Origin of the sequence: Enterobacter dykesii, assembly GCF_008364625.2 — a bacterium.
Classification (GTDB): Bacteria; Pseudomonadota; Gammaproteobacteria; order Enterobacterales; family Enterobacteriaceae; genus Enterobacter; species Enterobacter dykesii.
Genome location: NZ_CP126604.1, coordinates 66,267 through 89,626, shown reverse-complemented (window position 1 = coordinate 89,626; position 23,360 = coordinate 66,267). Strand labels below are relative to the sequence as shown.

Annotated in this window: 19 protein-coding genes and 1 tRNA gene; 12 read left to right on the top strand and 8 right to left on the bottom strand. The window is 57.0% G+C overall.

Translation table 11 applies throughout. The annotated features are described in order from the left end of the window. The first annotated feature begins 2 nt into the window (after nt 1-2). Nucleotides 3-2,084: an ATP-dependent DNA helicase RecG gene (recG, locus tag F0320_RS00375; protein WP_126330426.1), complete on the top strand. Its 2,082-nt coding sequence runs from the start codon at nt 3-5 to the stop codon at nt 2,082-2,084. 2 nt (nt 2,085-2,086) lie between these two features. Here the strand turns inward: recG and gltS are convergent, their stop codons facing one another. Further along, nucleotides 2,087-3,289, bottom strand: a complete 1,203-nt coding sequence (gene gltS / locus F0320_RS00370) for a sodium/glutamate symporter (protein WP_042714437.1) — start codon at nt 3,287-3,289, stop codon at nt 2,087-2,089. Between the two features lie 225 nt (nt 3,290-3,514). Between gltS and xanP the strand changes: the two genes are divergently transcribed. Further along, nucleotides 3,515-4,906 (top strand): xanthine/proton symporter XanP, encoded by a 1,392-nt coding sequence (xanP, locus tag F0320_RS00365; RefSeq protein ID WP_126330424.1) that lies wholly within the window; start codon nt 3,515-3,517, stop codon nt 4,904-4,906. Nucleotides 4,907-5,025: 119 nt separating this feature from the next. Then, on the top strand, nt 5,026-6,711 hold the full coding sequence (locus tag F0320_RS00360; protein WP_047651803.1) for an AsmA family protein: 1,686 nt from the start codon (nt 5,026-5,028) through the stop codon (nt 6,709-6,711). 99 nt (nt 6,712-6,810) lie between these two features. On the opposite strand, the gene yicI is transcribed toward F0320_RS00360, so the two are convergent. Both yicI and F0320_RS00350 read right to left on the bottom strand, forming a co-directional pair. Continuing rightward, entirely contained in the window at nt 6,811-9,129 is a 2,319-nt protein-coding gene (yicI, locus tag F0320_RS00355) for an alpha-xylosidase (protein ID WP_126330422.1), read from the bottom strand. 12 nt (nt 9,130-9,141) lie between these two features. Further along, nucleotides 9,142-10,533, bottom strand: a complete 1,392-nt coding sequence (locus F0320_RS00350; RefSeq protein ID WP_048976450.1) for a glycoside-pentoside-hexuronide family transporter — start codon at nt 10,531-10,533, stop codon at nt 9,142-9,144. Between the two features lie 289 nt (nt 10,534-10,822). Between F0320_RS00350 and F0320_RS00345 the strand changes: the two genes are divergently transcribed. The 3 genes from F0320_RS00345 to F0320_RS00335 all read left to right on the top strand — a co-directional run bounded on the left by F0320_RS00345 (nt 10,823) and on the right by F0320_RS00335 (nt 12,578). Beyond that, nucleotides 10,823-10,917, top strand: a tRNA-Sec gene (locus F0320_RS00345). 1,014 nt (nt 10,918-11,931) lie between these two features. Beyond that, a complete protein-coding gene (locus tag F0320_RS00340; RefSeq protein WP_126330549.1) occupies nt 11,932-12,282 on the top strand; it encodes a type II toxin-antitoxin system RelE/ParE family toxin in 351 nt (116 codons plus the stop codon). Continuing rightward, nucleotides 12,279-12,578, top strand: coding sequence for a helix-turn-helix domain-containing protein (locus F0320_RS00335; protein ID WP_126330416.1), 300 nt, complete (start codon nt 12,279-12,281; stop codon nt 12,576-12,578). Before F0320_RS00340 ends, F0320_RS00335 begins: the two co-directional genes overlap by 4 nt. Before the next feature lie 29 nt (nt 12,579-12,607). Here the strand turns inward: F0320_RS00335 and F0320_RS00330 are convergent, their stop codons facing one another. The 5 genes from F0320_RS00330 to F0320_RS00310 all read right to left on the bottom strand — a co-directional run bounded on the left by F0320_RS00330 (nt 12,608) and on the right by F0320_RS00310 (nt 16,613). After that, nucleotides 12,608-13,045: an acetyltransferase gene (locus F0320_RS00330; protein WP_126330414.1), complete on the bottom strand. Its 438-nt coding sequence runs from the start codon at nt 13,043-13,045 to the stop codon at nt 12,608-12,610. Nucleotides 13,046-13,110: 65 nt separating this feature from the next. Next, complete coding sequence (locus F0320_RS00325) at nt 13,111-14,157, bottom strand: class I SAM-dependent methyltransferase (protein WP_126330412.1); 1,047 nt, start codon at nt 14,155-14,157, stop codon at nt 13,111-13,113. A gap of 85 nt (nt 14,158-14,242) precedes the next feature. Continuing rightward, complete coding sequence (locus F0320_RS00320; RefSeq protein WP_126330547.1) at nt 14,243-15,181, bottom strand: GlxA family transcriptional regulator; 939 nt, start codon at nt 15,179-15,181, stop codon at nt 14,243-14,245. Between the two features lie 189 nt (nt 15,182-15,370). Beyond that, nucleotides 15,371-15,850, bottom strand: a complete 480-nt coding sequence (locus tag F0320_RS00315; RefSeq protein ID WP_126330410.1) for a hypothetical protein — start codon at nt 15,848-15,850, stop codon at nt 15,371-15,373. A gap of 1 nt (nt 15,851) precedes the next feature. Next, entirely contained in the window at nt 15,852-16,613 is a 762-nt protein-coding gene (locus F0320_RS00310) for a winged helix-turn-helix domain-containing protein (RefSeq protein WP_126330408.1), read from the bottom strand. A 706-nt stretch (nt 16,614-17,319) separates the two neighbouring features. Here F0320_RS00310 and F0320_RS00305 point away from each other — a divergent pair. The 6 genes from F0320_RS00305 to F0320_RS00280 are packed head-to-tail and all read left to right on the top strand — an operon-like array spanning nt 17,320 to nt 23,359. Then, nucleotides 17,320-17,922, top strand: a complete 603-nt coding sequence (locus F0320_RS00305; RefSeq protein ID WP_126330406.1) for a helix-turn-helix transcriptional regulator — start codon at nt 17,320-17,322, stop codon at nt 17,920-17,922. A 53-nt stretch (nt 17,923-17,975) separates the two neighbouring features. Next, on the top strand, nt 17,976-18,560 hold the full coding sequence (locus F0320_RS00300; RefSeq protein WP_126330404.1) for a fimbrial protein: 585 nt from the start codon (nt 17,976-17,978) through the stop codon (nt 18,558-18,560). A 53-nt stretch (nt 18,561-18,613) separates the two neighbouring features. Beyond that, nucleotides 18,614-19,291, top strand: coding sequence for a fimbrial biogenesis chaperone (locus tag F0320_RS00295; RefSeq protein WP_126330402.1), 678 nt, complete (start codon nt 18,614-18,616; stop codon nt 19,289-19,291). A gap of 23 nt (nt 19,292-19,314) precedes the next feature. Beyond that, a complete protein-coding gene (locus F0320_RS00290; protein ID WP_126330400.1) occupies nt 19,315-21,840 on the top strand; it encodes a fimbria/pilus outer membrane usher protein in 2,526 nt (841 codons plus the stop codon). Continuing rightward, nucleotides 21,831-22,349, top strand: coding sequence for a fimbrial protein (locus F0320_RS00285; RefSeq protein WP_126330398.1), 519 nt, complete (start codon nt 21,831-21,833; stop codon nt 22,347-22,349). Before F0320_RS00290 ends, F0320_RS00285 begins: the two co-directional genes overlap by 10 nt. Further along, nucleotides 22,349-23,359, top strand: coding sequence for a fimbrial protein (locus F0320_RS00280; protein ID WP_126330545.1), 1,011 nt, complete (start codon nt 22,349-22,351; stop codon nt 23,357-23,359). Before F0320_RS00285 ends, F0320_RS00280 begins: the two co-directional genes overlap by 1 nt. Nucleotide 23,360: the final 1 nt, after the last annotated feature.

The following is a 23,360-nucleotide window of genomic DNA, read 5'->3' as shown; positions in this document are numbered from 1 at the left end:
CGATGAAAGGCCGCCTGCTGGATGCCATCCCGCTTAACAGCCTGACGGGCGTGGGCGCGGCGCAAAGCAATAAGCTGGCAAAAATTGGCCTGCACACCGTGCAGGATCTCCTGCTTCACCTCCCCCTGCGTTACGAAGACCGCACCCAGCTCTACAAGATTGGCGATCTTCTTCCCGCCATTTACGCCACCGTTGAAGGCGAAGTCCTGAACTGCAACATCACCTTCGGCGGACGCCGAATGATGACCTGCCAGATCAGCGACGGCACCGGCATTCTCACCATGCGTTTTTTCAACTTCAGTGCGGCGATGAAAAACAGCCTGGCGACGGGCCGCAGGGTGCTGGCCTATGGCGAAGCCAAACGCGGGAAATACGGCGCAGAGATGATCCACCCGGAGTACCGCGTGCAGGGCGATCTCAGCACGCCGGAAATGCAGGAGACGCTCACTCCGGTTTACCCAACGACCGAAGGCATCAAGCAGGCCACGCTGCGCAAGCTCACCGATCAGGCGCTGGAGCTGCTGGATACCTGCGCCATTACCGAGCTGCTGCCGCCCGAACTGGCCCAGGGCATGATGAGCCTGCCCGAGGCGCTGCGAACCCTGCACCGCCCGCCGCCAACGCTGCAGCTCAGCGATTTAGAAAGCGGCAAACACCCCGCACAACGGCGTCTTATCCTTGAGGAATTACTGGCACATAACCTGAGCATGCTGGCGCTTCGCGCGGGCGCGCAGCGTTTCCACGCTCAGCCGTTAAGCCAGAATGATGCGCTCAAAGATAAGCTGCTGGCCTCGCTGCCGTTTAAACCCACCGGCGCGCAGGCGCGCGTCACCGCCGAGATTGAACGCGATATGGCGCTCGACGTGCCGATGATGCGCCTGGTGCAAGGCGACGTGGGGTCAGGTAAAACGCTGGTTGCCGCGCTGGCGGCCCTGCGCGCGATTGCCCACGGTAAACAGGTGGCGCTAATGGCGCCGACCGAGCTGCTGGCTGAACAGCACGCCAACAATTTCCGCGCCTGGTTTGCGCCACTCGGGATTGAAGTGGGCTGGCTTGCCGGAAAGCAAAAAGGCAAAGCGCGCCTTGCGCAACAGGAGGCTATTGCCAGCGGGCAGGTGCAGATGATTGTCGGCACGCACGCCATCTTCCAGGAGCAGGTGCAGTTTAACGGTCTTGCGCTGGTGATTATCGACGAGCAGCACCGCTTCGGCGTGCATCAGCGTCTGGCGCTCTGGGAGAAAGGGCTGCAGCAGGGCTTCCACCCGCATCAGCTGATCATGACCGCCACGCCGATCCCGCGCACCCTGGCGATGACCGCCTACGCCGATCTGGATACTTCCACCATCGACGAACTGCCGCCGGGCCGTACCCCGGTCACCACGGTCGCTATTCCTGACACGCGCCGCAGCGATATCATCGACCGCGTGCGCAACGCCTGCACCCAGGAAGGGCGTCAGGCCTACTGGGTCTGTACGCTGATTGAAGAATCTGAACTGCTGGAGGCGCAGGCTGCCGAAGCAACGTGGGAAGAGCTTAAGCTGGCGCTGCCGGAGCTGAACGTCGGTCTGGTTCACGGACGCATGAAGCCCGCCGAAAAACAGGCGGTAATGCAGGCGTTCAAACAGGGTGATTTACATCTGCTGATCGCCACCACGGTGATCGAAGTCGGCGTGGACGTCCCGAATTCCAGCCTGATGATCATCGAAAACCCGGAGCGTCTCGGCCTTGCCCAGCTCCACCAGCTGCGCGGGCGCGTCGGCCGCGGCGCGGTTGCGTCCCACTGCGTACTGCTCTACAAAGCACCTCTTTCCAAAACGGCCCAGATGCGTCTTCAGGTGCTGCGCGACAGCAACGACGGTTTTGTGATTGCGCAAAAAGACCTGGAGATCCGCGGCCCGGGCGAACTGCTGGGCACGCGTCAGACGGGTAACGCGGAATTCAAGGTTGCGGATTTACTGCGCGATCAGGCCATGATCCCCGAGGTTCAGCGCCTCGCCCGCCATATTCATGAACGCTACCCCGAACAGGCGGCAGCGTTAATTGAGCGCTGGATGCCGGAAACCGAGCGTTATTCCAACGCCTGATGTCAGGCAAACATCGGCAGCATCAGGTACAGCTTGATCACCAGCGCGTTGACGATATCAATAAAGAAGGCGCCAACCATCGGGACCACCAGAAACGCCATGTGCGATGGCCCGAACCGTTCGGTGATCGCCTGCATGTTGGCGATAGCCGTTGGAGTGGCCCCCAGACCAAACCCGCAGTGACCCGCCGCCAGCACCGCCGCATCGTAGTTTTTGCCCATCATGCGCCAGGTCACGAACATGGCGTACAGCGCCATAAACAGCGCCTGCACCGCCAGTATCGCCACCATCGGTAGCGCCAGAGAGGCCAGCTCCCACAGCTTGAGGCTCATCAACGCCATCGCCAGGAACAGCGACAGGCAGACGTTGCCGAGCACCGATACCGCCCGTTCAAACACGCGATAGAAACCCATCAGCGCCAGACCGTTGCTCAGGATCACCCCGATAAACAGCACGCAGACAAAGGTCGGCAGTTCAAACGCGGAACCCGCCAGCCATTGCGCAACCACTTTGCCCACGGTCAGGCAGATGGCGATCATCGCGATAGTTTCAATCAGCACCAGCGAGGTGATGCTGCGGCCGACGTCCGGCTTTTCGAACGCGGTCGGCACCAGCTCATCGTCAGGCCTGCCGTTCGGCGTGGTGGAGTGCTTCACCAGATACCGCGCCACCGGGCCGCCAATCAGGCCACCCAGCACCAGGCCAAAGGTCGCACAGGCCATCGCCACTTCCGTCGCGTTTTCAAACCCGTAGCGCTCGATGAACAGCTTGCTCCACGCGGCCCCGGTTCCGTGACCGCCCGAAAGTGTAATCGACCCCGCCAGCAGACCCATCAGCGGATCCAGCCCCAGCAGCGTTGCCATGCCGATGCCAATCGCGTTTTGCATCAGCAGCAGCCCCACCACCACAATCAGGAATACGCCGAGCACCTTACCGCCCGAGCGCAGGCTCGCCAGGTTGGCGTTCAGGCCGATAGTGGCAAAGAAGGCCAGCATCAGCGGGTCTTTCAGGGACATATCAAAATCGATTTCCCAGCCCATGCTTTTTTTCAGTATCAGCAGGGCCAGCGCCACCAGCAGGCCACCGGCGACAGGTTCAGGAATGGTGTATTTCTTCAGAAGGGAAACGCTATGTACCAGCTTGCGACCAAGCAGAAGAACCAGCGTTGCGGCAACAAGGGTCGACAACGTATCGAGATGAATCATAAAAGGCTCCTGTAATGCGCGTGCTCCATACACACGCGGCGTTATCCTGGGCCGGTTTGCGCTCTTCATGAGCCTCCGGCGCAAAAAGTGTAATTTTTTTTCCCGATGCGTTGTAGAAAACCTGCTCACAGCAGCAGATTTTCTTCCCTTTTTTTGCTGGCAATCGTTTGCTTTTACCAGGTGGTCAGATAAAATGCCCGCTTTTCCACCGTGGGATTGCCGCCGATGTCCGTTAACACCATAGAGTCGCCTGATGCGCAACCGATTGCGCAGAAGCAAAATAGCGAACTGATTTACCGCCTTGAAGACCGCCCGCCGCTGCCGCAAACGCTTTTCGCCGCCTGCCAGCATCTTCTGGCGATGTTTGTTGCGGTGATCACCCCGGCGCTGCTGATTTGTCAGGCGCTCGGCTTACCGGCGCAGGACACGCAGCACATTATCAGCATGTCTCTCTTCGCCTCCGGCGTGGCCTCGATTATTCAAATTAAAGCGTGGGGTCCGGTGGGGTCAGGTTTATTGTCGATTCAGGGCACCAGCTTTAACTTCGTGGCACCGCTGATCATGGGCGGTACGGCGCTGAAAACCGGTGGTGCGGATGTCCCAACCATGATGGCGGCGCTGTTCGGCACTCTGATGCTGGCCAGCTGCACGGAGATGGTCATCTCCCGCGTTCTGCATCTGGCTCGCCGCGTCATTACCCCGCTGGTTTCCGGCGTGGTGGTGATGATTATCGGCCTGTCGCTGATTCAGGTGGGCCTGACTTCCATCGGCGGCGGTTATGCCGCAATGAACGACCACACCTTCGGCGCGCCGAAAAACCTGCTGCTGGCGGGTGTCGTGCTGGCGATCATTATTCTGCTTAACCGTCAGCGAAATCCTTACCTGCGCGTCGCCTCGCTGGTGATCGCCATGGCGGCGGGCTACCTGCTGGCGTGGGCGCTGGGCATGCTGCCGGAGAACACCGCGCCGACCAACAGCGCGCTGATCGTCGTTCCTACGCCGCTGTACTACGGACTGGGCATTGACTGGGGTCTGCTACTGCCGCTGATGCTGGTCTTTATGATCACCTCTCTGGAGACCATCGGTGACATCACCGCTACCTCGGACGTCTCCGAGCAGCCCGTTTCCGGCCCGCTGTACATGAAGCGCCTGAAAGGCGGCGTGCTGGCGAACGGCCTCAACTCGTTTGTCTCTGCGGTCTTCAACACCTTCCCGAACTCCTGCTTCGGTCAGAACAACGGCGTGATCCAGCTGACCGGCGTGGCCAGCCGCTACGTTGGCTTCGTGGTGGCACTGATGCTGATCGTCCTCGGCCTGTTCCCGGCGGTAAGCGGCTTTGTGCAGCACATTCCTGAGCCAGTGCTGGGCGGCGCGACGCTGGTGATGTTCGGCACTATCGCGGCCTCCGGCGTGCGTATTGTCTCCCGCGAGCCGCTGAACCGCCGCGCGATCATGATTATTGCCCTGTCGCTGGCCGTTGGTCTGGGTGTTTCCCAGCAGCCGCTGATCCTGCAGTTTGCGCCTGACTGGGTGAAAAACCTGCTCTCTTCCGGCATTGCCGCGGGCGGTATCACCGCTATCGTTCTGAACCTCGTTTTCCCGCCTGAAAAGAACTGATCCTCTTCACGGCAGGCAGTCAATGCCTGCCGTGACATCTAATTACACCATTCCCGCCTTGAGGATTGCGCATAAATCGTGCATAACTCCCTTATGTGCGTTGTGCGGGATGGAAGACCATGAAATTTATTGGAAAGCTCCTCATCTATCTTCTGGTAGCCCTGCTCATTGTGCTGCTGGCGTTCTACATTCTGCTCCAGACCCGCTGGGGCGCGTCTCAGGTCAGCAGCTGGGTGACGGTGAATACCGACTACGAACTCAGTTTCGACAAGATGAATCACCGCTTTTCGTCGCCTTCCCACATCATTCTGGAAAACGTCACCTTCGGTCGGGACGGTAAACCCGCCACGCTGGTAGCCAAAAAAGTCGATATCGGCCTGAGCAGCCGCCAGATAACCGATCCGCTGCATATGGACACCATCACCCTGTTCGACGGCACGCTGAATCTCTCGCCCCAGACGGCACCGCTGCCGTTCCAGGCGGATCGCCTGCAGCTGAACAATATGGCGTTTAACAGCCCGAATACCGAATGGGACCTGAGCGCGCAGAAGGTCACGGGCGGCGTCAGTCCGTGGCAGCCGGAAGCGGGCAACGTGCTGGGGAACAACGCGCAGATCCAGATGAGCGCGGGCTCGCTGACCCTGAACGGCGTACCGGCCACCAACGTGCTGATCGAGGGCCAGCTCAACGGCAAGGAAGTGGTGCTGAAAACGATTGGCGCCGATATGGCCCGTGGCTCACTCACCGGCTCCGCCCTGCGCAACGCCGACGGGAGCTGGATTATCGACACGATGCGCCTGAACGAGATCCGCCTGCAGAGCGATAAAACGCTGATGGCGTTCTTCGCGCCGCTGGCCACTATCCCCTCTCTACAGATTGGTCGTCTGGACGTAACCGACGCCCGGCTTCAGGGCCCGGACTGGGCGGTGACCGATCTCGATCTAAGCCTGCGCAACCTGACTCTCAGCAAAGGCGACTGGCAGAGCCAGGAAGGCCGGCTGTCCATGAATGCCAGCGAGTTTATCTACGGCTCGCTGCATCTTTTTGATCCGATCCTGAATGCGGAGTTTTCCCCGCAGGGCATGGCGCTGCGTCAGTTCACCTCCCGCTGGGAGGGCGGCATGGTGCGCACGTCCGGTAACTGGCTACGCGACGGTAAAGCGCTGGTGCTGGACGATGTCGCCATCGCCGGGCTGGAATACACCCTGCCGCAGAACTGGAAAACGTTGTGGATGGAGCCTCTGCCGGAATGGCTGAACAACGTGACGCTGCAAAAATTCGGCCTGAGCCGCAACCTGGTGATCGATATCGATCCGGCTTTCCCGTGGCAGATCACCTCTCTTGATGGCTATGGGGCTAACCTGCAGCTAGCGCAAGACCATAAGTGGGGCGTGTGGGGCGGCAGCGCCACGCTGAACGGCGCGGCGGCCACCTTTAACCGCGTGGACGTGCGCCGTCCGTCGCTGGCGCTGAATGCGAACGCCGCCACGGTGAACATTACCGACCTGAGCGCCTTTACCGAGAAAGGTATTCTGGAAGCCACGGCGACGGTTTCACAGCTGCCGCAGCGGCAGACCACGGTGAGCCTGAACGGGCGCGGCGTGCCGCTCAACGTGCTGCAGCAGTGGGGCTGGCCTGCGCTGCCGATTACGGGCGACGGCAATATTCAGCTCACCGCCAGCGGCAGCGTGCAGGCAAATGCCCCGCTGAAGCCAACGGTGAATGCGAAGCTGGGCGCGGTAAATATGGATAAACAGCAGGTGCAGCAGACTATGGCGGGTGGCGAGGTATCGACCACAAGGTAAATGCAAAACGGCAACCCTGTTGCCGTTTTTGATGTTTGTTCCCTCTCCCTGTGGGAGAGGGTCAGGGTGAGGGCATCAGACCGCACAATACCTTGCGGTTCAGAGGTGAACCACCACCTCATTCCCCTCGGCTTTCACCACTACACCCCACTCGCTGCCCGCATGTGAACCACCTTTTACGCCGCTCACCTTCTGTACGTTGCGCAAGCACACCGACCAGTTTTGCGCGTCTCCCGCGCCGGTAAAGGTCACGATATCTCCCCGACGTGACGCCTTCAGCGTAAACGCCACGGAGCCGTCCGCCGCAGGCACTTCGCTCACCGCCGTTGCGCCATCGTCCAGATTAAACAGCTGGAAGGCCGTCCCCGCGTTCCACGCGTAGTCCGGCTTCTGGTTGTTGTTGCCCAGCGCCAGCAGGGTGTTGTCGCGCACGTAGACCGGCAGGCTCATGAAATCGTGCTGCTGCTTATGCCAGCGGCTGCCCTGAATTTCGTCGTTGTGCCACAGGTGCGTCCAGCGGCCTTCCGGCAGATAGAACTGCACGTCGCCCGCCTCGGAGAACACCGGCGCGACCATCACCGCATCCCCCAGCATGTACTGGCGGTCGAGGTAATCGCACGCCGGATCGTCCGGGAACTCCAGCATCATCGCCCGCAGCATCGGCGTGCCGAACTCGCGCGCCAGCGCCGCCTGGCGATACAGATACGGCATCAGCTGACACTTCAACTGGGTGAAGTGGCGCACCACGTCGCAGGACTCGTCGTCGTACGCCCACGGCACGCGGTAGGATTTGCTGCCGTGCAGGCGGCTGTGGCTGGAGAACAGTCCGAACGCGCACCAGCGCTTGTAGACGTGCGCCGGTGCGGTATTTTCGAACCCGCCGATATCGTGGCTCCAGAAACCGAAGCCGGACAGGCCAATCGACAGCCCGCCGCGCAGGCTTTCGGCCATGGATTCATAGTTGGCGTAGCAGTCGCCGCCCCAGTGCACCGGGAACTGCTGCGCCCCGACGGACGCCGAGCGGGCAAACAGCACCGCCTCTTCTTCTCCCACCGTCTCTTTCAGCACGTTCCACACCAGCTCGTTATAGATGTAGGCGTAGTGGTTGTGCATTTTCTGCGGATCGGATCCGTCAAACCACTGCACGTCGGTCGGGATACGCTCGCCAAAGTCGGTCTTGAAGCAGTCGACGCCGATATCCACCAGGCCTTTCAGCCTGTCGGCATACCACCGGCACGCTTCCGGGTTGGTGAAGTCATAAATCGCCAGCCCCGGCTGCCATTTGTCCCACTGCCACAGGGAGCCGTCAGGGCGCCTGAGCAGGTAGCCCTTCTCTTTCAGCTCACGGAAGATCGGGGATTTCTGGCCGATGTACGGGTTAATCCACACGCAGACCTTCAGCCCTTTCTCCTTCAGGCGGCGGATCATCCCTTCCGGATCCGGGAAGGTCACCGGGTCCCACTCGAAGTCGCACCACTGGAAGGCCTTCATCCAGAAGCAGTCGAAGTGGAACACGTGCAGCGGCAGGTCGCGCTCGGCCATGCCGTCGATAAAGCTGTTTACCGTCGCTTCGTCGTAGTTGGTGGTGAACGAGGTGGTGAGCCACAGGCCGAACGACCAGGCAGGCGGCAGCGCCGGACGCCCGGTGAACCGCGTATAGCGGTTCAGCACCTCTTTCGGCGTCGGGCCGTCGATCACGAAGTACTCGAGATATTCCCCTTCCACGCTGAACTGCACTTTGGAGACCTTCTCCGAGCCGACTTCAAACGAGACGTTTTCCGGATGATTCACCAGCACGCCGTAGCCACGGTTGGTCAGGTAGAACGGGATGTTTTTGTAGGACTGCTCGGTGCTGGTGCCGCCGTCGCGGTTCCAGGTTTCGACCGTCTGGCCGTTGCGCACCAGGGCGGTAAAGCGCTCGCCCAGACCGTAGACCGTTTCCCCCACGCCCAGATCCAGACGTTCGAATACGTAATTGCGGTCGGCGTTGGTATCCTGCACGTAGCCGTTGTTTTTCAGCTGGCTGCCGGTGATGCGCTGTCCGTCGCGCAGGAAATCCAGCGCCCAAAACTCGCCTTTGGTGACGCGCACGCTGACGCTGCCGCTTTTCAGCTCGGCAAACCCGGCGTTGTTTTCAATCTCTACCCTCACGTCTTTAAGAACGTTAAGCGGATAGTGCGGGCCGTTGTTCAGCGCGCCCTGGAAATGCTCAATGCGCACCCCGACAATCCCTTCCTGCGGGGAAAACAGGCGCACCGTGAACATCAACGTGTCGAGCTGCCAGGTGCGTTCGCGCACGTCGCGCGGCGCAACAAACACCATCAGGTCGTTGCCCTGCTGCTCCACGTCGAACACCTGAACCGGATACGTCACGTTCAGGCCCGGTTGAATAAGCCAGTTTCCATCACTGATTTTCATGCTTTCGTCCTCTTAGTTCTGCAATTCTTTGCTGACCGGCAGGTTTTCAAACTCCTGCTGATTGCGGCGCGCGCCCTGCGCCAGCTCGCCCAGGATTTTGGTCAGGAAGGGGGTTTTCAGCGTGTAGTAGCGTTTGGCGATAATGGCGCTCAGCACGTAGCAGGCCGCCGGGGCCAGTGTAAACAGGCCGATGATGATACTGATGGTCGCGCTGTTCTGGGTTTTGGCTGCCGCGTCGTAGCCGCCGCCTGCCAGCATCCAGCCGATCATCGCCCCGCCCAGCGCCAGGCCGAGCTTCAGCACGAACAGCGTGCCCGCAAAGCTGATGCCGGTCAGGCGCTTGCCGTTGGTCCATTCGCCGTAGTCGACGGTATCGGACATCATCACCCACTGGATCGGCGTCACCAGCTGGTGTAGCACGCCGATGACGAAGATAAAGGCGAACATCAGCACGGTGGCGTGCATCGGCACGAAGAACATCGCCACGCTGACCACCGCCAGCGCGGCGTTGGTCCACCAGAAGATGCTGACCTTGCACTTCCAGTCGGTGAGCGGTTTCGCCAGCGCGGAGCCGATCAGGTTGCCGACGCAGTAGGTGGTGAGGAAGGCGACGAACACCTCCGGCGAGCCCATGATCCAGGTGCAGTAGTACATCATCGCCCCGCCGCGCACGCAGACGGCGAGGATGTTGAGGATGGTGAGCACGCCGACGATGCGCCACTGATCGTTGTGCCAGATGTCGCGCAGATCTTCACGCATGGAGGTGGTGCTCGGCGGAACCTGGATGCGCTCTTTGGTGGTAAAGAAGCAGAACGCCAGCATCAGGAACGCGACCACCGACAGCACGGCGATCCCGCCCTGGAAGCCGAACGCCTTGTCGTCGCCGCCAATCAGGTTCACCAGCGGCATCATCAGCACCGTGGAGAGCATGCCGCCCGCCGTCGCCAGCACAAAGCGCCAGGACTGAAGGGAGATACGCTGCGTCGGGTCGTTGGTGATCACGCCGCCGAGCGCGCAGTAGGGAATATTGACCACGGTATAGAGAAGGGTCAGCAGGGTGTAGGTAACAGCGGCGTAAACCATTTTGCCGTTGAGGCTGAGATCCGGCGTGGTGTAGGCCAGGACGCAGACGATGCCGAACGGGATGGCGCCGAACAGGATCCACGGACGGAACTTTCCCCACCGGCTGCGGGTGCGGTCGGCAATCAGCCCCATGCACGGGTCGGAGATCGCATCCAGCGCGCGGGCCAGCAGGAACATGGTGCCGACAAACCCGGCGGGAATGCCGAAAATATCGGTGTAGAAAAACATCATATAAAGCATTACGTTATCAAAAATGATGTGGCTGGCGGCATCTCCCATGCCGTAGCCAATCTTCTCTTTTACTGACAATACTTCGCTCATTTTTTTTATCCTTCACGCTGTAGGGGGCGCTGAGACCGGTTGCATTGGTTTTAAACCATTGTTTCAAAGTCAGGTATTGCGTTTTCTGGTTAGCAGATTACGTTTCTTGTTTTTTGTGATCGCGGTAAATACTGGAGAGCACGAAAGGCTAACCTGAGGATTTTCTTAGGAATTAACTGAAACAGGGGGGTACAGGTCAAAAGAGAGGTGAAAAAAGTGTGTCGGGGTATGTGGTAAATGCCTGAAAGTAGCTATAATGCGCCCCGCCTCCATGTAGCAATGCAGGCGCGGAAGATCGTCATCTCCGGTGAGGTGGCTGGACTTCAAATCCAGTTGGGGACGCCAGCGTTCCCGGGCAGGTTCGACTCCTGTGATCTTCCGCCAAAAATGCCATCCACTTTAATAAAAACTTTATTAATAAATAAATTCCCACATTCCAGTCACCTTATGTGAACATGATCACTTATTCATTTAAATATTGAGTGTTATTCTCTCACCGATTTCAAAAATATCGCCAAGGGAAGCTGTAATGGAATGGATTATAGGCACTATAATTTTAATGGTCATTATTGGTGCTATATTTAAGCCCAGAAAGTGTGATATCTGTCATAATCCCTTTAAGAAGAAATACTACACATGGGAAATTGAAGGGAAGAAACAACATTTATGTCCCAATTGTAATGGAAAAATGCAACGACGGATAAGTTCGCAAAAATTTAAAAGCAGATTCGGTTAAAATGGCTGATTCATTTTAAGTATATAATTGATAATTATAACATTATCATCAATGATAAGTTTGGAACATATATTCCGAATTTATCATTTATTTCATCGTCAACACTACCTATAAAGCTTTGATAACTACTCATTCAAAGCCTAAGCCTATACGCCTCTTTTAACCACTTACTACAATTTCCCTTCCCCGCAGCCTTCTCAATCTTTTCCAAAAGCTCATCCTCGAACCGGATGTTATTCATCGTGCTTTTTGTGCGGTCAAAATTTGGTTTCTTTTTCTTGAGACGTAATCCAATCTCCGGCAGCCATTGCCGCTCTGTAAGGTAAAGATGTTCGAACAATTAATGGGCATCTCATGAACAATTTTTCTGGTCGCAAAGTTGATTAACATTCAACTATCCGGTTATCCCGGATAGTTCACTAGTTAGGAAAACGCCAATTTTCAGAGAGATAGATCGCTATAGTCTCGAAGCAATACACGCCAGCATGAATAGAAAAAACGCTGGAAAGCGCCTCGCAATTTCTTAATTGCACGATCCCGTTTGATACCTCAACTTTGTCATACTCTTGCCACTAACAGCCTGGCTATCGATGACAGCCATTGCATTTATTAACTACAGCTTATATTCTTTTTATAAGCTACAGCTTATCATGGACGAAAGCATGTGGACGGCTCTGTTCGGAAAGGTATTCGAGCAATGGCTGCTTGAACAGGAAGAAGGATTACAGGATAAGGTACTGGCAGCTCTGCTAAATCTGCAAAAATATGGGCCACGTCTTCCACGACCCTATGCTGATACGGTTAAAGGCTCACGGTATAAACATATGAAAGAATTACGTATTCAATATGCAGGACGTCCGATACGTGCTTTCTTCGCATTTGATCCTGTCCGTCAGGCCATTGTGCTTTGCGCGGGCGATAAGAGTAACGACAAAGCCTTTTATGAAAAAATGATTCGCATCGCAGAAGCCGAATTTTCCTTTCATCTGACAAGCCTGGAGGCAACCAAGTGAAAACCTTAAATGAAGTGATTGCGTCACGTTCACCGGAAAGCCAACAACGTATTAAAGAGATGGCAGATGAAATGATCCTCGAGACGGGTCTGCAACTTTTACGTGAAGAGCTGAGACTTTCGCAAAAAAAAGTTGCCGACCTGATGGGGGTGAGTCAGCCCGCAGTAACACAGCTAGAGCAACGTGGAAATGAACTCAAAATTGCCACGCTTAAGCGCTACATTGAGGCAATGGGGGGGAAACTTCATATCGACGTTGAACTTCCCACAGGAAAACGCGTTGCATTTCATATCTAAAAAGTATGATTTCTGCGTTAAGTTAATATTCATTCACCCAACCGCATATGCAGCAACGGAAACGGATTCCCCTGCCCGTCCAGTTCCGAGCGTCCGACCTGCTCAAACCCCATATGGCGATAAAACGCGACGCCCTGCGGGTTCTGCTCATTCACGTCCACCTCGTTCGCGCCGAACGCTGCGATGGCGTGTTGCAGCAGTAATTTCCCGATGCCCTTCCCGCGGCTCGCGTCGTCAACAAACAGCATTTCAATGCGGTTTTCATCCACGCCTGAAAAGCCGTGAATAACGCCTGCATCATCGCGAGCTATCACGACGGTGAGATTAGGCAGATAGGCGTTAAGCAATAACGGGCGCAGCGCCGCAATATCGCTTTCCTGTAAAAAGTGATGGGTGGCGCGGACGGAAGATTCCCAGATCGCAACCAGACGTTCGAAGTGTGAGGGAAGTGCGGTTTCAATTTTCATGGGGGGATCATGTGCGGTTTAGAACGTTAATTCAAGTCACTCCTTGCGCCCTGTTCCCCCTCACCCTAACCCTCTCCCTCAGGGAGAGGGAACTGACCGTGCGGTTTTTCATCCCCTACCCTAATCTCCATCACCGCGTACACCCCGTCCTTCGGCACAACCACGGTGACGTTTTCCACCGGCACGCCTGCCGCGAGGTGAATATCCTGCAGCTGCTGTAACGACCTCGGGTAAATATCCTCCCAGCCGATCCCCCGCAGCACAAAGTCAATTTGCGGGCTGCTGGTGAGCATGTTCGACACAATCACCGCCCCGCCGGGCTTGACCAGCCGCAGCGCGCGCTGGAGAAAAATCACCGCGTCGGTATCGTTGAAGTATTCGAAAATCCCCAGCGCGTCGACCAGTTCGGCCTGCTGCTCGCCCAGCTCCAGCAGCAGGTCTTCGTTACGCACCAGCGTATGGAGCAGGTTGCGCCTGAGCAGGGTCAGCTGTTCCCCCACCACAATCCCTTCCTGCGCCGCCATGGTTTCGGCCCAGCTGAGCGCCACCGGGTCTTTGTCCACCAGCGTGAGATACACCCGCTGGCCGTCGAGCTTTGCTTCACGCAGCGCCTCCAGCACCGGGATGGCGGCGCCGCTCGCGAGGCTAACCCAGTTGTTCTCGCTCTCATTATGAATGTACTTATCCACCAGCGCGGCCAGCACCCGGGCGCGGGAACGCACGCCAATCGCATCGTTAGCGTGGATAAACCACTGGCGGCTGTCGCTGTCCATTTTCGTGCCGTCGGGCAGGCGGTCCTCCAGCGGGTTTTGCACCACAAACAGCGCCAGCGCGGAGGGCACCAGCCGGGTTCTCCACGCGGTGAGCGCCGGACGGTTGCGGAAGGCCTGTTCGGAATAGCGGTTCTGCGGAACAAGCACGGCCTGCCCCCCTTCGTCGTATTCCACCCTCGGCGGCCGGAGCGCTGGCTCGGCTTTCAGGGCGCGGTCAAGGGAGACGATCTCACGGGCAGCGTCGTCTTTCATCGGCCACTGGTCGCTGACGTCGGGAAATGACGCGCTGAAAATCGTCATATTTTCCGGTGCATCGCCGCGAAAAGGCTGCCAGTTCATGTCGTCTTGCCTCCGTTGGGCTTTTAACGGAAGTCTATCCAGGCGAGCCAGTAATACCCTACGAAGAAAGCACGAAATAGGTGCATCAGTTCTGCGACGTGCGCCATACCCCCGGCGTGCAGCCGTACTCGGTCTGAAAATGACGAATAAAGTGGGCGCAGTCGCTAAACCGCATCCGCCGCGCAATATCCGTAACGCTTTGCTGAGAGTTTTTCAGCAGCCAGCAGGCATAGCGCAGCCTGGCGCTGCGAATAAATTCCCGCGCCGTTTTGCCAAACTCGGCGTGAAACAGGCGGTTGAGCTGACGTTCGCTCAGCTTAACATCCTGCGCGAGCCTGGCGGCGTTCAGTGGGTGAGTCAGATACTGCTCGACGGTCGTCACCGCCCTGCGCAGCCGTGAATCAGGGATCATGGCGATATTCGCGGGCTGCGGCGTGGCGGCGTCATGCGGGGGAAGGGACAGCCGCCGGGAGGTGGTGGCCGCAATGTCGTCTCCCCCGTGGGCGCGGATCAGCGCCGTTACCAGGGTGAGCGTTGAGATCCCGCCCGGGCAGGTCAGCACATCGCCTTCGTCGATAAAATCGAGGCCTTGCTCAGCATAAACCTGCGGAAAACGTTGCGTGAAAACGTCATGGTGATGAGGATGAATCGAGGCGCGGCGCTCGTTCAGTAAGCCTTCCTCCGCCAGAATAAAGCTGCCGGTACCAATACCAATCAGGGGCACGTTGTTGTGATAAGCATCCGTGAGAAACGCTCTGTCGCCACGGTGTCCCTGGTGAAGATGCTCCAGACCTCCACCAATCACCGCAATATAGTCAAAGTCGCCGGGCGGCGCATGGGCGGCCTCGGGCCGCACGCTGAGCCCTGAGCTGCTCACTACCGGTAAGTCGGGATAAGTGCTTATCAGGTTGAGTTTAAAACGTATTTTCTGGCTACGCTTCTGGACGCTGGATGCTATACGTAACGCCTCTATCAATCCTGAATATGCGAAAAGCGAGAAATGGGGCCACAGGAGTAAACCCATATGCAGGGATTTATTCCGTGCAGGCGTCATTCTGACGCTATCATCAATTATATTTTTCATTAACTTGCCGAAGAATAATTACATTATCGCAACATTATTGTTGCTGTTATATTTTCCTAGGATAGGTCCTGGCTGTTAAATCAAGCATAAATGATGCCCGCAAAAACTTAAAAACATTTCTCCCTGCTGCTATCCGTTTTTTGACGTGTGGCACACATAGGTCGGCAGCGTTCCCAGAATAAATAAATAATTCTCATTCTGCTGTTTCTTAATACGCATATAAATATTCTTATTCGGATAGATAAAAAATAAGGGCTCGTACTTCTCCAGCCAGCTGTCGCTGATGTTGTCGTCCGGAAATTTCATATTGCGTATGGACGTCAGATTATAGACGCTGTCTTTGCGATCAATCTGAAAGAAAACTTTGCGATTCAGGGTCTTCGTGGGATCGCTTTTCAACCGGCCATTCATACTGAGTATTCCGCTGTTACCCTCCACGGTGTAATTCAGCCACAGAGAGAGCGTTTCATCACGGTGATGCTGAATAAAGTTCGCCTGACAGGAAAAGGGCTGGATGTAATGGCGATGCCAGAGGTAATACGCCGCCACGACAGCCCCCATCAGCAGGCACAGGCAGAGCGCAACAAGCGTTTGACGGTAGCGAACCATACTAGCGATCCTCTATAAAATAATCGGACATACAGCGGTTGGGTTCCGTCATCGGCCTGTCACAGCGAATGACCGATGCACGGGGCAGCAGGATGTAGCCGCTGACGTACACCCAGGGATAGTTCGCGCACTGGTCCTTAAACGGGGCGGCATAGGCCAGGGCTTTATCCCTGTCGCGCTGCGTTTCAATATCGCGAGAAAAATAGAGCTGACATTCGCCCATCTTCATCGCGAAGCGATACCCGTCGACGAAATAGCTGTCATGCAGCAGGTTATGGCTGATAACGCTCACGCCAGCCAGCATCAGCAATAGCACCAGCGCGCCCGGCAGCCAGAAGCGGCGTATCGGGACCGGCGGGGCGGCGGTCTCTTCGCAGACATCCGGAGCAGCACGTTCTTCCTCTTCAGCCTGCGGCTGCGTCTCTTTAACGGTGATTTGCGTATCGCTTGCGAGCGTCAGTCCAATGCGCGGGATAGTGACAATCGGATCGGTTTCGAAACCCACCTTCTTCAGCCCTTTACGCAGAATAGAAATGTTCTGGTAGTAGGTATTAGGCGAAACCAGCATCCCCCGGCGCTGCCAGACAATATCCATGCACTCCTGTTGAGTCACAATACTTCCGACTCTTTCTATTAATAACAACAAACAGCGCCCCGCCGGGGAATTTAATACCACCACCCGGTCAGGATTGTTGAGATCGCGTAATGTGCTGGCCGCTGGATGAAACTCTACCAGGCCATTAATAATGTAATGCTTATGCATAGAATGGGCTAAATACCTCCGGTCAACGCCTGTTGCTCCAGTAGATTCCCTTCACCGTTAACCTGCGTATCCCTCGCCTGTGTAAGGATTAATGTGACGGATAAATGCGCAACTGTATATCCTGGCACCTGGCGAAAAATCTTATTTTTCCTTTCTCTTTATCTGACCCGTCTGAAGTTTTCTTAACCGCCATTTAAAGCCGTCTTGACACTGACAAAACTCGACAAAGGCGCCCGTTGAACGCTTCAGCCATCATTGTCTGAATTATTCAGCGTGCTTAATTAGTTTTTTTATTAAAAAGCAGAGAGGACGCGCTCTGCCAGCGGGTTTCGAAATTACGACCAATTCGAAAGCTGCCGTTTTAATTAACAATTTCAGTGCGAAACTGTTAGCCACCGTCAGTAACAACCCGCGTCTCATGACGTACCCAGACTATTCCCTTACAAAACATTTATTAAAGCTAACTTTTCAATAAAAACTACCGGTATGATTATTTACAGGCAGATAAGCAAAAGCCGGTTCAGCGAGGAGAAATTGACGCTACACCTAAACCGTACTTAAAACAAATTAAGATTAATTCAGGTTACCTCTTTTACGCCCTGAGTATAGTGGGCTCACACCGTGCAATGCTTAATTGCTTCGAAAATACAGGCATCGTTCTGCCAGACAGACGAGTCTCATTACAATTATAAATCGAGGGAATGACATGGCGAATAAACTCAACAACACACGTCATTTAAATATCGCGCTATTGGGTGGAGATCACTTTGCGCGCCAGGGGATCGCCGCGTTATTAAAAAATATTGTCCCGACTATGCAGATTACAGCATCGATCGATAATTACGCGGAGATCGAAACAATACTCGCGGCCGCACCGGTAGACGTGATTTTTTTATCCGGCATGGAGAAATATCACGCGGGATATGACTGCCTGAAATATATCAGGAAGATGAAAGCCCTTTATCCCGACGTACTTATTTGCATGTATTCAGCACCGGCAAATTCCTGGCTGTGGATACGCGGTGAAATAGATGCCTATCTCTCGCTGCAGGACCCGCTTTATCACTGGCGAGCCAGCGTATTAAAAATGGTCGATAGCCGTTATCGCCCACTAAAAAAACCCACGGCGTTATCGCTGACGCCGGGCGAATGGAGGGTATTGAAGGAACTGCGAAAGGGTCTGGATATGCGTTACATCGCCGAAACAGAGCAGCTTTCTTACCGTCGTGTCAGCGCGTTAAAAAGCTCAGCGATAAGAAAACTCGGGCTCAGGAACAAGACAGATTTGCTGGTCTTTTTAACCAGTTAGACCTGCTGCTTTCAGAGCAAATCTCGACATAACACCATCATGGAATCAGGACAATGAAAGCTCAATTCAATAATAAAACGCTGCTCGCGATCGCTATTGCAGCATTACTGCCAGCAGGCTCGGCGCTGGCTGCCGGCACCAGCGGCGGCACGGTGAACTTTAGCGGCAAAGTGGTGACCTCCGCCTGCGCCATCAGCGCAGGAAGCGCCAACATTGACGTGGATATGGGTGAAGTACGTACCGCAACGCTGGCAACCGCCGGCAGCGAAGCCAGCACGGCAAAAGCGTTTGCCATCACCCTGGAAGATTGTGAAATCGCCGATACCTCAGCCTCTACGGATGAGAATCCGATTGCCGCCACAACCGTGGCCGTCACCTTCACCGGCACGCCGGACGGTTCCGATGTTAATAGCTTGTCCGTCGGGGCAAACGGCAGCGCCAACTCTGCGCAAAACGTGGCTATTCGCCTTTATGACGAGCAGGGCAACGTGGTGAAGCTGGGTGAACCTGCTTCGGCCATCCCTCTGCGTAAGGGTGCCAACACCCTGAACTTCAGCGCGAAATATTACTCGCCGAAGGGCGGCGCCACCGCGGGTGATGCCAGCGCCGTCGCGACCTACACCGTGACCTATTCGTAACCTTCAGGCCCGGTCTGCGAGCCGGGCCTGTCTTAGCTTTCAGGAGAAACACTATGCGCGTAAACACATGGATTTGCCTGGCGGGCGCGTTATGTTCCTCCGCCGTCTATGCCGGCGGCGTGGGGCTGGGCGCAACGCGAATGGTCTACTCCAGCGCCACCAGCCAGGCCATGATGCAGGTGAGAAACACCCATCCCGACGCCACGTTCCTCATCCAGTCATGGATGGAGAATGAGAAAGGCGAACGCACCAACGACTTCGTGATCACGCCGCCGCTGTACGTCATGAAGCCGGCCAGCGAAAGCGCGGTGAAAATCATGTTTAACGGCAAAGCCCTGCCAGCGGATCGGGAGACGCTCTACTGGATGACGGTTAAAGCCATCCCACAGCAGGCGAAAAGCGGCGCCGGGAATACGCTGCAGTTTGCGTCGGCTAACCGCATCAAGGTCTTTTATCGCCCGGAAGGACTCAGTGAGAGCCCTGCAGAAGCGTGGAAAAAACTGGCCGGTGCCTATCGCGCCGGAAAAGTTACGCTCAGCAACCCCACGCCGTACTACCTCACCACCATCAACGTGAAAATTGACGGTATGCCGGTGCAGCCGGTGATGGTCCCCCCAAAAGGCAGCGTGACGCTGGCCGAAACCTTCAGCCATGCGGGCAGCATGAGCTATCAAACCATTAACGATTACGGGGCATGGACCCCCGCCACGCGCGCGTCGTTATCCCAGTAATAAAAACAGTAAGGCGTGACCACGTGAAAATAAAAATCCTGTGCGCCACGGTGATCTCCCTGGCGATCCGGCAAGCCGTGGCTGCTGAAAGCGAGCTGCAATTTAATCCCGCGTTCCTCAACGGCGAGAGCGCAAACAGCGCCGATCTCGCCTGGGTCAACGCCGGGAGCGCGTTGCCGCCGGGTGATTACAACCTCAACGTGTATATCAATACGAATTATGCGTTCACGGGTAACGTCACGTTCCGCCTTGCTGAAGACAGCACGGGTGAAGCGCTGCCCTGCCTCACGCCTGAACAATTCGCCGCACTGGGCATCGATAGCCATCAGGCGAAGGGCGGCGACCTGCCGCTGGCGCAGCGCTGCATCTTCCTAACGAAGGCGTTTGCGGATACGCAGTTTGATCTGGACCAGAAGACGCTCACCCTGAGCTTCACCGTACCGCAAAGTGCGATGCGCAATTTGCCGCGCGGGTACGTCAGCCCGGAAAGCTGGGAAGCGGGCATTCCTGCCGCGTGGCTGAATTACGTGGTTAATGGCTCGAACAATGAGTATCGCGGCGAGACGCGCACGCGGGAACAGCAGCTGTTTGCGAGCCTTAACAGCGGCGTCAACCTGGGCGCGTGGCGGCTGCGTGATTTCACCACGTGGACCAAAGACAGCAATGAGCTCACCCACGTGCAGACCTGGCTGCAGCGCGATATTCACGCCCTGCGCGCGCAGATGTATGCCGGGGAAACGTACACCTCGGCGCAGGTGTTCGACTCCGTCGGCCTGCGCGGTATCGCCCTGAAAACCGATGACAACATGCTGCCCGCCAGCCTCAGCGGCTATGCGCCTGAAGTCCGCGGCATCGCGCGCAGCAACGCCACGGTCACGGTTCGCCAGAACGGCAACATCATCTATCAAACCTCCGTCCCGCCGGGGGCGTTTGTGCTGAAAGATCTCTATCCGACCTCCTCGGGCGGCGATCTGGCGGTCACCATTCAGGAGAACGACGGCAGCAAAACGCAATACACGCTCCCCTTTGCCAGCGTGCCGAACCTGGTGCGTAACGGACAGATGAAATATGCCCTGGGCGTCGGGAAGTACCGCCCGACGGGCAATCAGGATGCGCCCTCTTTCGCGCAGGGCGAGCTGTTCTACGGCTGGCGATACGGCCTGACGTTTTACGGCGGGGCGCAGTTTGCCGATCGCTATAACGGCCTGGCCCTCGGGTTTGGGCAAAACCTCGGCCGCTTTGGCGCCTACTCAATCGACCTGACCCACGCCCGCAGCCAGCTGGCGGACGATCGGCACTATACCGGTGATTCGGTGCGCCTGCGCTACAGCAAGCTGCTGAACGACATTGGCACGCGGGTTAACTTCTTCTCCCTGCGCTACTCCACGAAAGGGTTTTATACCCTCAGCGACACCACGTACAAAGGGATGTCGGGCGGATCGCCAAAGCAGACGTTGGAAGACGATGGCACCGTCACCACCCAATACGACACCGTGTACAACCTGCGCATGTCGCGCAAGGCAAAAAACCAGCTGCTGCTGTCGCAGCCGATGGGACAATACGGCTCGCTGTCACTGTCGTGGGATCAGCAGACCTACTGGAACACGTCAAATACCACGCAAAGCCTGCAGTTTGCGTGGAACGCCACGTTTCGCAACGTGTCGCTTGGCGTCAGCGTCCAGCGAAGCTCGAGCCTGTATGACGACAAGAAAGATAACATTCTGTCGATGTCGATTTCGGTCCCGCTGGGCAACCCGACGCTGTCGACCCGCGCGCGCTTTACCACAACCCATGCAGACTCCACCGGCACAACCACCAGCACGGGCGTGAGCGGCTACCTGCCGGGCCAGGAAAACCTGTTCTATAGCGTCAACCAGCGCTACAGCTCCCGACAGCACTACGGCAGCGATGCCACTCTGCAGTACGAAGGCGCGTGGGGAGACTACAACCTGGGCTACAGCTACGCCAGCGACTCCCGCAACCTCAGCTACGGCATCAGCGGCGGCGCGGTAGTGCATGAAGATGGCCTGACGCTGAGCCAGCCGCTCGGAAATACCAACATTCTGGTGAAAGCGCCGGGGGCCAGCAGCGTCGCCGTGCTTAACCATAAGGGCATCAAAACGGACGGCCGGGGCTACGCGGTGATCCCGTACGCCACGCCGTACCGCATTAACCAGGTCGCGCTGGACGTGACGACCGCCGGCAACGACGTGGAGCTGGAAAACGCCATCGCCAACAAAACGCCTACCGACGGTGCCCTGGTTCGCGCCACCTTCACCACGCACCAGGGGGCAAAAGCGATGTTTATCGTGCGTCACGGCAACGACGTGCTCCCCTTCGGCACGCTGGTCTCGCTCGATGATGACAAAACCAGCGGCATCGTTGGCGATGGCGGCAGCCTGTATCTCTCCGGTTTGCCCGAGAAGGGCACGCTGAACGCCGTGTGGGGCCGCGGCAGCCGCCAGCGCTGCGCCATTACCTACGCCTTAAACAAGCAGCACTATAGCGCCCGCACCGGTCTTTATTCTCAGGAGGTGGTATGTCAGTAACGCTTAGGATCGGCTGCATTGCGCTGCTGCTGGTTTTCACGCTCCCCGTTCGCGGCTACGACGTGCTGGTCTCCGTCACCGGCAATTTGATCGGCAACACCTGCGTGGTAGCGCAGGACTCCGGGGAGCAAAACGTGCCGCTGGGCACCATTGGTATTAAACAGTTCAGCCGTGCCGGGGCCGTGAGCAATATCAAAACGCCCTTCACGCTCAGGCTTGAAGCGTGCGGGCCAACCTTTGCTGGCGTAAAAATTCGCTTCAGCGGTACGCCGGATGATGCCAACCCGCAGCTGCTGAAAATTGCTGACGGTGGCGCTACCGGCGTGGCGGTGCAGATCCTCGATAAAGAGAGCGTACTCATTCCCCTGAATACAAAGACCGCAGCGTACGGAACCGCGGGGGATGACAGCGTACAGATGACCTTCTACGCGCAGCTGGTTGCCACCGCTACGCCGGTGAGCGCCGGTGATGTGTCAGCCCTCGCCACCTGGACAACGGAGTATCTATGATGCGTTTAGCGTTTCTTCTCGGCGGATTACTTTTCTGCGCCAGCGTGCAGGCGCTGGACTGGAAATCGGACATTACGCTCTCCCCTCAGCCGATGACCTACAGCGGGCCAGCGGATTCCGTGGTGCCGGGCAGCATTATCGGATCGACCTGGAGCGCCACCGCCAGCGTGCAGCAGGTGTTCTGGTGCGGGCTTATTTTTACCTGCAGCAAAGGCACGCTGCAGCCCAGCAGCAGCGCCATCTCAAGCGGTGCGACGGTCACCGTCGACGGCGTAAACTACACCATTTTTGAGACCGGCGTACCGGGCGTGGGGTATATCATCGGGCTGAAGGATTTTAAGAGTACAAAATATATTCCCCTGCAAACCGGTATCACGCAAAGCTACCCGGCAGAGGGCACCAGTGGGTTTGCACAGGATCTGGGCTGGTCTGCAAAGGTCACCTTTATTAAAACCGGTGCCGCCCTGAAATCCGGCGTCTATAACATCCCGACCATCAACGCCGCGGTGCTCACCGCCTATAACAACGAAACGAAAACGGCGCAGGTCATCATCAGCCCGACCACCATCACGGTGACCGCCAGCGGGTGTACGGTCGGTAGCAAAAACGCCAGCGTGGCGCTGGGCACCATTGATATTCGCACTCTGCCCACGGTGGGAAGCACGTCGCCATCGGGAACGTTTACCGTCGGCCTGACCTGCGACGCGAACGTGGCGGTTCACGCCGTGATGACCGATCAGACCACGCCGTCGAACACCTCGTCGGTGGTGACGCTGACCGGAGACTCAACGGCGTCCGGCGTTGGGGTGCAGTTTTTCTACAACGGCAGCGGGCCGCTGACGATGGGGCCGGACAGCTCGGCCGCGGGTGCGACCGGACAGTTCTTTATCCAGAGCACCACGGCGGCGCAGACGCTCACGTTACCGTTCCAGGCGCAGTACATCCGAACCGGCGAACTGGTCCCCGGCTCGGCTAACGCGCTGGCCAGCATTACGTTTTCCTACCAGTAGG